This window comes from uncultured Bacteroides sp., assembly GCF_910578895.1.
Classification (GTDB): Bacteria; Bacteroidota; Bacteroidia; order Bacteroidales; family Bacteroidaceae; genus Bacteroides.
In genome coordinates this window covers 1-9,884 of sequence record NZ_CAJTSC010000082.1, presented here as the reverse complement: position 1 = coordinate 9,884, position 9,884 = coordinate 1, and the positions used below count along the sequence as shown (strand labels likewise).

Here is a 9,884-nt window from a genome sequence, read left to right as displayed (position 1 = left end):
ATAATATTCTTAACGCTAAATATCATCAAGGTAATAAATATGTATTTACTACAGACTTGAAATCATTTTTTCCTTCCATTAATCATAAAATGGTGTTTTATATGTTTTTAAAATTAGGATGCACCCCTGAAATTGCAAGAACTTTAACTAAACTTACTACACATAATTATCAAGTTCCACAAGGTGTTCCAACATCAACATTAATAGCTAATTTGGTATTCAAGCCTGTTGGCGATAGAATACAGGCATTAGCAAAAGAGAATAATATTAAATTTTCAATATTTGTTGATGATATAACAATGTCTTCTTCTATAGATTTCCATAAAAAAATCCCTGAAATATTATCTATTATAACTACTTCAGGATATAGAATTAGTCATTCTAAAACTTTTTATAAAACAAAAAATCCAATAGTTACTGGTGTAATATGTCAAAACAATAAACTTAAAATACCACAATCATATAATAAAAGAATAAAGCGAATCAAGGCGGACGTTCAAAACAATGAACAAGCATTCTTAAAGATAAAAGGACTAACTATGTATCGTCAAAGAATAAAGCAAGCATAATTCTTTTTCTATTTAAAATTCTTCTCCACATTCACCATATCACGCATAATGGAGCTATCTAAAACCTTTGCATAATGCTGTGTCATTCTTATATTGGAATGTCCCAAAATCTTAGATACATTTTCCATTGATACATCATTGGCAAGGAAAACGATGGTAGCCGCAGTATGGCGTGCCACATGTGTAGTTAAGCGTTTGGTAATGCCGCATAAATCAGCGATTTCCTTTAGATAGGCATTCATGCGCTGATTACTGATTACAGGCAAAAGTACTCCTTTTTTTATGCACTCTGCATTATCTTCATATTTTCTCAATATCCTTTGAGGAATAGATAAGACGGGAACATTACACATCTGATTAGTTTTCTGTCGTGCCTTGCGTATCCACAAAGCACCGTTATTGTCTTTTATCAGGTGTTCACGGCTTAATTGCTGCACATCCACGAAAGCGAGCGCGGTAAAACAACAAAAAACAAAAACATCTCTTACCTGCTCCAATCGTTTGATAGTAAATTCTTTGTTCATCAGAATATCCAGTTCTTCACGTGAAAGAAACTCTACATTTACTTCATCCTGCTTGAAGTGGATGCCGTAAAACGGGTCTTTCTTTATCCAATCGTTAGCTAAAGCAATGCGGATAACCTTTTTCAAGTTCTTCAAATGTTTCAATGCGGAGTTATTTTGGCAATGCTTGTCCGTTTTCAGCCAAAAATCAAAGTCACGGATAAACTGTCCATCCAGTTCTGCCAACATTATATCATCACGGTGGTAATTACTGCGAATATATTCTTTCAGGCGGTTTATGGAAGTATCAAACTTGGTAACTGTGCTTTCCGTATATTCTTTGCCAATCAGGGCACGACATTTTTCGTTATGCTCTGCATACACTTCCAGCAAGCTGCGCTGTACCTTATCCCGTCCGTAGAAACAATCCTTTATTATATCGGCTGTTATCGATTTGTTGTCTATTTCCAGTTTACGGTGTATCTGCAATACTTTGGCACGAACCGTATTGATATAGTGGTTTAGTTCGGTGGCTACACGGTCTTTTCCTTTGGAACATTCCTTTTTCTGATTCCACAAGTCTACAGGAATACTCCGTTTAATCATAACTTCGGCTACTCGTCTGTTTACGGTGATGCGCATACAAACAGGAGCTTCACCGTTTTTCAGAAGTTTTGATTTCTTAATGATGAACAATACGCTTAGTGTGTTTCTTTTCACTGCTCCCATAATTCTTTGATTTTTAAGTGGTACAAAATTAATTTGTTACGCTCAAAAACCAGCTACGCAAAACACTGACAATCAAAGACAAATGCGTCAATTCGTGGGAGCAAAATCGACTTTCAAAAAGTCCCACGAATAAGCCACGTGAGAACTACTTTAAACCGCTATTCTTTGCCAATGTGAGGAAAAAGAAAAAGCTCTGAAATCCTTGAATTTCAGAGCTTTGCTTTAATTTGCTATTTGCTTTCGCGGTGCGTACGGGACTCGAACCCGTGACCCCATGCGTGACAGGCATGTATTCTAACCAACTGAACTAACGCACCATGATTTCATTTTATCATTGCTATCTCTCTCGATTGCGGTTGCAAAGGTAGGCATTTTTTTTAAACCTGCAATAGCTTGAAAGAAAAAAAATCATCTTTTTTTTAACATTGGTTGATTATAAGAGATTTATGTTACCTTTGCATAGACAAAAAAAATAGAAATCATGAAAAATACTCCTATTGAACGTAAATTAATCGATGAAACTATCGAAGATTTTCATATTGCAGACTTTGCAAAAGCCACTATCCGTGAAGTAAAAGCTATCGCCGCCAAAGCAGAAGCGGCTTCAGGCGTAGAATTTATAAAAATGGAAATGGGTGTTCCCGGACTGCCGCCCTCTGCTGTAGGTGTAAAAGCAGAAATCGAATCCTTACAGAAAGGGATAGCAAGCCTGTATCCGGACATCAACGGCTTACCGGCACTGAAAGAAGAAGCATCCCGCTTCATCAAAGCGTTCATCAACATAGATGTGGCACCGGAAGGGTGCGTACCAGTAACGGGATCCATGCAAGGAACTTTCGCCTCTTTTCTTACATGCAGCCAGTGCGACGAGAAAAAAGACACAATCCTGTTTATCGACCCCGGTTTCCCCGTACAAAAACAACAGTTGGTGGTAATGGGACAAAAGTATGAGACTTTTGATGTGTACGATTATCGCGGAAGCAAACTAAAAGAAAAACTGGAAAGCTACCTCAAAAAAGGCAATATCTCCGCCATTGTTTACTCCAACCCTAACAATCCCAGCTGGATATGCCTGAAAGAGGAGGAACTCCGCATTATCGGCGAACTTGCCACTCAATACGATGTAATCGTTTTGGAAGACCTCGCCTATTTTGCCATGGATTTCCGCCAAGACTTAAGCAAGCCCTTCCAGGCACCTTACCAGCCTTCCGTAGCCCATTACACCGATCATTATGTATTGCTCATTTCCGGTTCCAAAGCATTCAGCTATGCAGGGCAACGTATCGGAGTAAGTTGTATCTCGGACAAACTTTACCATCGGACATATCCGGGACTGACACAACGCTACGGCGGCGGCACATTCGGCACAGTATTTATTCACCGAGTCTTATACGCACTTTCCTCCGGCACCAGCCACTCGGCACAATATGCACTTGCCGCCATGCTGAAAGCTGCCAATGAAGGCAAATATAACTTTTTGGACGAGGTAAAGGTGTACGGAGAGCGTGCACGGCGGTTGAAAGAGATTTTCCTGCGTCACGGTTTCCGTCTGGTGTATGATAATGACCTCGGAGAGCCCGTAGCGGATGGATTCTATTTCACCATCGGCTATCCGGGTATGAGTAGCGGCGAACTCGCCAAAGAGCTGATGTATTACGGAGTAAGTGCCATTTCGTTAGTAACCACCGGAAGCCATCAGGAAGGATTACGTGCCTGCACTTCGTTCATCCAAGATCATCAATACGCACAGTTGGATGAGCGTATGGCTATCTTTGCGGAAAATCATCCCATACAATAAACCTTATAACCTGCCCCTGCCGGTATCTTATTCGATAAGATACCGGCAGTAAACCCCTAAAAATCTCCAGAAAGACACTTTTCCTGTAAAATAAAGAAGCAGGTAATTGTTCTTTTCTTGAAAAACAATTAACTTAGGGGCATGTATACCGATACAGACATATTCAAAATAGAAACCAACCATATAATCCCCGCACGCGGAAAGGTTCTTATAGCCGAACCTTTTTTGTGCGACCATATATTCGGGCGTTCCGTCATTCTGCTGATAGACCACACCCGGGATGGAACAATGGGACTAGTAATGAACAAACCGCTGCCTTTGTTTTTGAATGATGTGTTAAGCGAAATAGACTGCCGGGAAAATATTCCTATCTACAAAGGCGGTCCGCTCAGTACCGACACCCTCTTCTATCTGCATACATTAGAGCACATAGCAGACTCACTCCCGATAGCCAACGGTTTTTACCTGAACGGCGATTTCGCTGCCGTCAAACGATTTATAGCGGAAGGAAACTCAGTCAAAGGGAAAATACGTTTCTTCCTCGGCTACTCCGGATGGGAGTCCGGACAACTGCATCAGGAAATCCAAGAGAATACTTGGTTAGTGGACAAAGCAGACATGCCCTCGCTCATGGATGAAAGGACCGATAGTAACCTATGGAAAGATACGTTGGGCAAACTTGGCGGAAAATATGAGATATGGTCACGCTTTCCGCAAATTCCCACCTTGAACTGAAGGAAAGCGGTTAATCCGTTCACTCTTTACATGATGCCACTCCCTTTTCCGGACGAATACGCTGCATCAGCACGACATCCTTGAACTTTCCACCCACACGCCACCACTCCTTCAGCAACCCGCACTGCACAAAGCCGCAAGAACCGAACAAGCGCAGGCTCACTTCATTATCAGCGGCAACATGGACGATAAGTTGTTTCAAAAACAGAAAACCAAAGACATAATCACACAGAAGTCTCAAGGCATCGGAAGCATATCCCTGCCCCTGGCACTCCTTCCGTACCGCAATCCCTACCTCGCCGCGAAAGTGCATCGGCGCGAAGTCCGTAATATCAATAGTACCCACCACGGCATTATCCTCACAACGTACTATCATCATGCGAAGCTGGCGATCGGCAAACATATCGCATTGGGAATTTTCAATATATTGCTTCAACACATACTTGGAATACGGCACTGAAAAGTTTGTGACATCCCATGTCTGCGGGTCATTCTCCATAGTGTACATTACCTCCAAATCCTCCGGTTCCATAGCCCGAAGCCGTACACGCTCACTTACAAAATAAGAAGGTTTCATTTTATTCTTTATCTATATGCAGTTCCTTACGCAGACGATTTTCGCCCGGCAGACAGAACAAGGACGCAGTCAAAGCTATCAAAGCGCATAACACTCCTTTGCTGCTCATCATAATATAATAAGTAAGAAATCCCATCAGCACCGGCACGGCAAGCAATGCCAAACGTATCCCACTCCACACCACATACAGACGTAACGCCTCTGTAATGGCAACAGCATCTATTTTCCTAATCAGCACCCATGAAAAAAGCTTCAGGGAAACAGGTACCAATACGGCGGTAAGCAAAATCGTGACAGTCTCTGCAAAATATGTGGCACGTACTTCTCCCGCATAGGCACCCACCCATTCTCCATCCGTCTCACCAAACGCCACGAGGAATACGGGCAACATACAAAAATATACAAACAGCATCTTCACGCGGAATGCAGCCCGCTTTATCTTTTCTTCCATGTATCAGGTTTTAACGTTATATCACACTGTTCCGGTGAACGGAGTACGGTTGACAATACTGCGCCCCAATGTCACCTCGTCCGCATATTCCAGTTCGTCTCCCACAGAGATGCCACGCGCTATCACAGACAGCTTCACTCCCAGTTTCTCCAATTTACGGTAAATATAAAAGTTGGTCGTATCCCCCTCCATCGTAGTACTGAGGGCAAAAACCACTTCCTTGATACCCCCTGCCTCCACTCGCCGCACCAGGCTCTCTATTTCCAAATCGCCGGGACCTATCCCGTCCATCGGCGAAATCACCCCACCCAGCACATGATACAATCCGCGGAATTGCTGCGTCGCTTCCACTGCCATCACATCGCGTATGTTTTCCACCACACAGACAACGGAAGCATCGCGCTGGGGATTGGAACAGATACGGCACGTCTCCGTATCCGAGATATTATGACACACCTTGCAATACTTCACTTCATGCTTCAACGTAATGACAGCATTGCCGAAAGCTTCTACCACCGCCGTATCCTGCCGCAGCAGATGAAGCACCAGCCGCATTGCCGTCTTCCGGCCCACGCCCGGCAATTTGGCAAATTCATTTACCGCTTTTTCCAGTAATGTCGAGGGAAATTGTCCATTCATCTTTAAAATTCTCCTATTGGCGGACAAAGATAGAGAGAAATCCGCATTCTGGACGAAATTTTTTGAAATAAGTGCTACCTTTGCAAGAAGAAACAAATTAAAAACAGACTACAAAATGGAGATAACAAGCGCCGAATTCGTCATTAGCAATACAGACGTAACCAAATGCCCCGGCGGAACATTTCCCGAATACGCTTTCATCGGACGTTCCAACGTTGGAAAATCCAGCCTTATCAATATGCTGACAGGACGCAAAGGGCTTGCCATGACATCCGCCACTCCGGGAAAGACCATGCTCATCAACCATTTCCTCATTAACAAGAACTGGTATCTCGTCGACCTTCCGGGCTATGGTTATGCCAAGCGCGGACAGAAAGGGCAGGAACAGATTCAACGCATCATAGAAACCTACATCCTGCAACGTGAGCAGATGACCAATCTCTTCGTCCTCATCGACAGCCGGCACGAACCGCAGGCCATCGACCTTGCTTTCATAGAATGGCTGGGCGAAAACGGAGTGCCCTTTGCCATCGTTTTCACCAAAGCCGACAAGCTGAAGGGCGGCAGGCTAAACAGTAATATCCGCCGCTACCTGGAGCAACTGCGCGAACAATGGGAGGAACTCCCCCCCTATTTCATCACATCCTCCGAAAACCGCATGGGGCGTGAAGACCTTTTAGGATACATCGGGCAAGTCAATAAGGATATTAATTCCAAATCATAAATTATCATAACCAGCATGAAAAGATTACTCTTTTGGCACATATTCGTTGCCGCATTGCTAATGGCTTCCAGCAGCCGGGCACAATCTCTGAAAGATTTATTCAACAAAGAGAATATCGAAAAAGTAGTAAATGCCGTAACCGGCAAAAGTATCGCCAGCATGGTAGGAACATGGACTTATACGGGTTCTGCCATTGAATTCGAATCGGACAACCTACTGCAAAAAGCAGGCGGTTCGGTAGCTGCCAATGCTGCCGAAAACAAACTGAACGAGCAACTGGCAAAAGTAGGCATCAAAGAAGGACAAATGTCTTTCACGTTCAATGCAGACAGCACTTTCACAGCCAAAGTAGGCGCCAAAAGTCTGAAAGGAACGTACTCCTACGATGCTTCTACACAACAGGCAAGCCTGAAATTCATGAAGCTCATCCCGCTCAATGCCAAAGTAAACTGCACATCCACCAATATGGATTTGCTGTTCAACTCGGATAAATTGTTAAAGCTGGTTGCCCTGATTTCCAGCAAGAGCAGTAACAGCACACTGAAAACCATCGGTTCGCTGGCAAACAGCTACGACGGCATGATGCTGGGATTCGCCTTGAAAAAAGAATAAAGGCCTATAATCAAACAAGACAGGCAATAACGGGAGAGGAACCGATAAGGTATCCTCTCCTTTCTTTTTATTTATAAACACTTTAGTAATATTTCATTTTCAAAAAAAACATCCATACCTTTGTAGCGAAGACGCATAACGATGCGCTTCATTTTAGTGGAAAATAATTGCAAGAAGCGTTGTGCTTCATTCTTGTCTTTGAGAACCTGAGAAACTTTCAAAAGCATACAAGAATGACATAGTCGGTTCCTACGTTGCATCAGCGCGGGTCTGCTGTCTATTCATTTTGTATGCTGGGCATTCTCAGGGCCTTCAAGGACAATGGATGGCACGCAGTTCCACGCTTCTCTTTTATATAAACATTCCTGTGGTAGCTGAGGAATAGAATATTAATTTGTAATACTATGGAAATCTACCAAGAGAAAAAATATTCGCAATGGGTAGACAAAGTCTGTCTTTACTTAGAGAAACACGGTCCTAAAATAAATTGTACAAGTAGCGCATTCCAATCCAAACCTGTATTAGACAAATCACCCGATGTAGTCTTCCTCGGCTACAACGCACACGAAGAGGACGGCTTTTACGGTGTAAACAAGGAACGTTTCTACATGGGAAACCCCTCTTTCTACAAAGAACGCTACACCAATCTTTGGAAAGTGTGGTATAAACCGTATGAAGCGTTCAAATGGACAAATTACCTAAACCCGGTGACAGACGGTAATTTTGTTTTTATGAATATCATTTATTGGGGAAGTCACGACATCCGGCAATTCAAGGCACTACCCGATAGCAGTTTTCACATTGATACCTGCGTATATTATACAGCCGAAGTCATTCACGAAGTGTTCAAGCCTAAATGCGTGGTATGCTTTTCCATCCCCGACTGCTTCAAACTACTGGACAGCAAATTCCAATTCCAACAAGTACAAACAATCACTCCGACAATATATGGAGGAGCGCCTGCCAAACATTCCGTTACAAAAGGAATGTGGAACGGAATACCTATATATGGGATACCGCATCCATCCGGTAAAATCAGTTATGACGACTGGGGAGGTATTGCAATGTATCTGAAAGAAGAAATGCAGAAACTGAATATTTAATCATCCAACACAATAAAAATGGAAAAATACAAGCATCCCGGAATTGGCTTTATTTGGTATTTGATTTTGTCAATTCCTATTATTACCTACTTTACGGAATATTCAAACAGTTCGTTAACCACCTGTTGCTTCATTGCGTTCGGCTTACGTCTTACCATCTATTATCTTAGTAAAAAAAGTGCTGAATACAGCATTGAAAGAACTGCTGCCGAATTAACAAACGCAAACGGGACTAAAGAATTAGAGAAAATAGTACAGGAAGTGATGAAAGAAAGTAATACACTCAAACTATATCTACTCCGGATGATTATCAGCAAAATAGAACATTCAACCATTATCCCTTCCCCAATAAAAGAACCGATAGCCAACGGAAGACCGTGTTACTATACTTGTCCCATCACTATCATAAAGAAGAAAAAGGACAAGGATAATAATGACTATTATGACTTATCCAATGGAAAGGATGGTAAACTATATATTTTCAATAATAACGTAGAATGGTTTGAAGGAGATGCGCATAGAGCATTACCCATAAAGAATATTCTGAAAATGAATTTAGATTGCAGTGGAGAAATACTGTCTGCCGTAAGGCGTAATGAAGGTTCCCCCATCCATTTGCACACTCCAAATGCAATCATTATAATGGGCATTGTAGAACAAATACAAAATGGAAAATAAGAAATGGAAGCTTTAGAGTACATACTATACGGCATTTGTATATTCATTGGATACATAGCCTTCCGCATAGCTTGGTCCTTCTTCCCGAACGTTGTATCGCGAAAAGACAAATATCACAAAAGTAATTGGGATTTAGCCAACGACCGTTTCGCATATGCCCTGTCACGTGCTTTTATATGTGCCGGTTTCAGTTCCTTCATTGTCTATTCTCTTTTCAGAGAAAACCAAACAGAAACATTGCCTAAAAAAGAAATGAACATTTCACATATAACCAGTGAAAGTCAAAAGACAACTACTACACAAAGAAGAGAGAGCTATGAAAAAGAAAAGATATCTTATGACACTCCCCCTCTGCCATCTGCCGATACATACCAATCATTGATCAAACAATGGGATAAAACGTATAACGGTAAAAATTGGAGTCTCTTGAAAACACTATACATGGATTATATAAAAATAGACGGAAAGGAGTTTTTAAAAGATGATTACATCACAAAAATACAAGCCTTATCTGCAGAACAACCATATAAGCAACATTCTGTTTTAATTTCTCACGAAGAATTAGAAGATAACTATACAAAATGTATATTAAAACAGAGGAGATACTCAGAAGACCATGAAGAAATCTTCGATATCTTTTTATTCATTAAAAAGAGTGAAGATGGAAACTGGCAAATAGAAATGGAAGAAAGCAAGCATTCACGAAACAATCAAAATTTAGAAATCAATTAATGTCCACAAAGTTTTATCCTGCAAAACACAAAAA

General features: G+C 41.8%; 12 protein-coding genes and 1 tRNA gene. 8 read left to right on the top strand and 5 right to left on the bottom strand.

Translation table 11 applies throughout. The annotated features are described in order from the left end of the window. Positions 1–569, top strand: a 569-nt coding sequence (locus tag QZ327_RS13665) for a reverse transcriptase family protein (protein ID WP_294620190.1), incomplete at its 5' end; no start/stop codon positions are given. Positions 570–577: 8 nt separating this feature from the next. On the opposite strand, the gene QZ327_RS13660 is transcribed toward QZ327_RS13665, so the two are convergent. Both QZ327_RS13660 and QZ327_RS13655 read right to left on the bottom strand, forming a co-directional pair. Then, the gene (locus tag QZ327_RS13660; protein WP_176468249.1) at positions 578–1,801 is read right to left on the bottom strand and encodes a site-specific integrase; all 1,224 of its coding nucleotides are present in this window, start codon (positions 1,799–1,801) and stop codon (positions 578–580) included. A gap of 243 nt (positions 1,802–2,044) precedes the next feature. Beyond that, positions 2,045–2,118 (bottom strand) — tRNA-Asp (locus tag QZ327_RS13655). A gap of 164 nt (positions 2,119–2,282) precedes the next feature. On the opposite strand from QZ327_RS13655, the gene QZ327_RS13650 reads away from it, so the two are divergent. Both QZ327_RS13650 and QZ327_RS13645 read left to right on the top strand, forming a co-directional pair. After that, complete coding sequence (locus QZ327_RS13650; protein ID WP_294620187.1) at positions 2,283–3,599, top strand: pyridoxal phosphate-dependent aminotransferase; 1,317 nt, start codon at positions 2,283–2,285, stop codon at positions 3,597–3,599. 141 nt (positions 3,600–3,740) lie between these two features. Then, positions 3,741–4,334: a YqgE/AlgH family protein gene (locus QZ327_RS13645; RefSeq protein ID WP_294620185.1), complete on the top strand. Its 594-nt coding sequence runs from the start codon at positions 3,741–3,743 to the stop codon at positions 4,332–4,334. A gap of 19 nt (positions 4,335–4,353) precedes the next feature. Here the strand turns inward: QZ327_RS13645 and QZ327_RS13640 are convergent, their stop codons facing one another. The 3 genes from QZ327_RS13640 to recR are packed head-to-tail and all read right to left on the bottom strand — an operon-like array spanning position 4,354 to position 6,001. Continuing rightward, positions 4,354–4,911, bottom strand: coding sequence for a GNAT family N-acetyltransferase (locus QZ327_RS13640; protein WP_294620183.1), 558 nt, complete (start codon positions 4,909–4,911; stop codon positions 4,354–4,356). A gap of 1 nt (position 4,912) precedes the next feature. Continuing rightward, on the bottom strand, positions 4,913–5,362 hold the full coding sequence (locus tag QZ327_RS13635) for a hypothetical protein (RefSeq protein ID WP_294620181.1): 450 nt from the start codon (positions 5,360–5,362) through the stop codon (positions 4,913–4,915). A 21-nt stretch (positions 5,363–5,383) separates the two neighbouring features. Further along, the gene (recR, locus tag QZ327_RS13630; RefSeq protein ID WP_294620179.1) at positions 5,384–6,001 is read right to left on the bottom strand and encodes a recombination mediator RecR; all 618 of its coding nucleotides are present in this window, start codon (positions 5,999–6,001) and stop codon (positions 5,384–5,386) included. A 115-nt stretch (positions 6,002–6,116) separates the two neighbouring features. On the opposite strand from recR, the gene yihA reads away from it, so the two are divergent. From yihA to QZ327_RS13605, 5 genes are all read left to right on the top strand, one after another. After that, positions 6,117–6,725, top strand: coding sequence for a ribosome biogenesis GTP-binding protein YihA/YsxC (gene yihA / locus QZ327_RS13625; RefSeq protein ID WP_294620177.1), 609 nt, complete (start codon positions 6,117–6,119; stop codon positions 6,723–6,725). A gap of 15 nt (positions 6,726–6,740) precedes the next feature. Beyond that, on the top strand, positions 6,741–7,337 hold the full coding sequence (locus QZ327_RS13620; RefSeq protein WP_294620175.1) for a DUF4923 family protein: 597 nt from the start codon (positions 6,741–6,743) through the stop codon (positions 7,335–7,337). 404 nt (positions 7,338–7,741) lie between these two features. Continuing rightward, the gene (locus QZ327_RS13615; RefSeq protein WP_294620173.1) at positions 7,742–8,440 is read left to right on the top strand and encodes a hypothetical protein; all 699 of its coding nucleotides are present in this window, start codon (positions 7,742–7,744) and stop codon (positions 8,438–8,440) included. An 18-nt stretch (positions 8,441–8,458) separates the two neighbouring features. Further along, complete coding sequence (locus QZ327_RS13610) at positions 8,459–9,118, top strand: hypothetical protein (RefSeq protein WP_294620171.1); 660 nt, start codon at positions 8,459–8,461, stop codon at positions 9,116–9,118. A 3-nt stretch (positions 9,119–9,121) separates the two neighbouring features. Further along, positions 9,122–9,850 (top strand): hypothetical protein, encoded by a 729-nt coding sequence (locus QZ327_RS13605; RefSeq protein WP_294620169.1) that lies wholly within the window; start codon positions 9,122–9,124, stop codon positions 9,848–9,850. Positions 9,851–9,884: the final 34 nt, after the last annotated feature.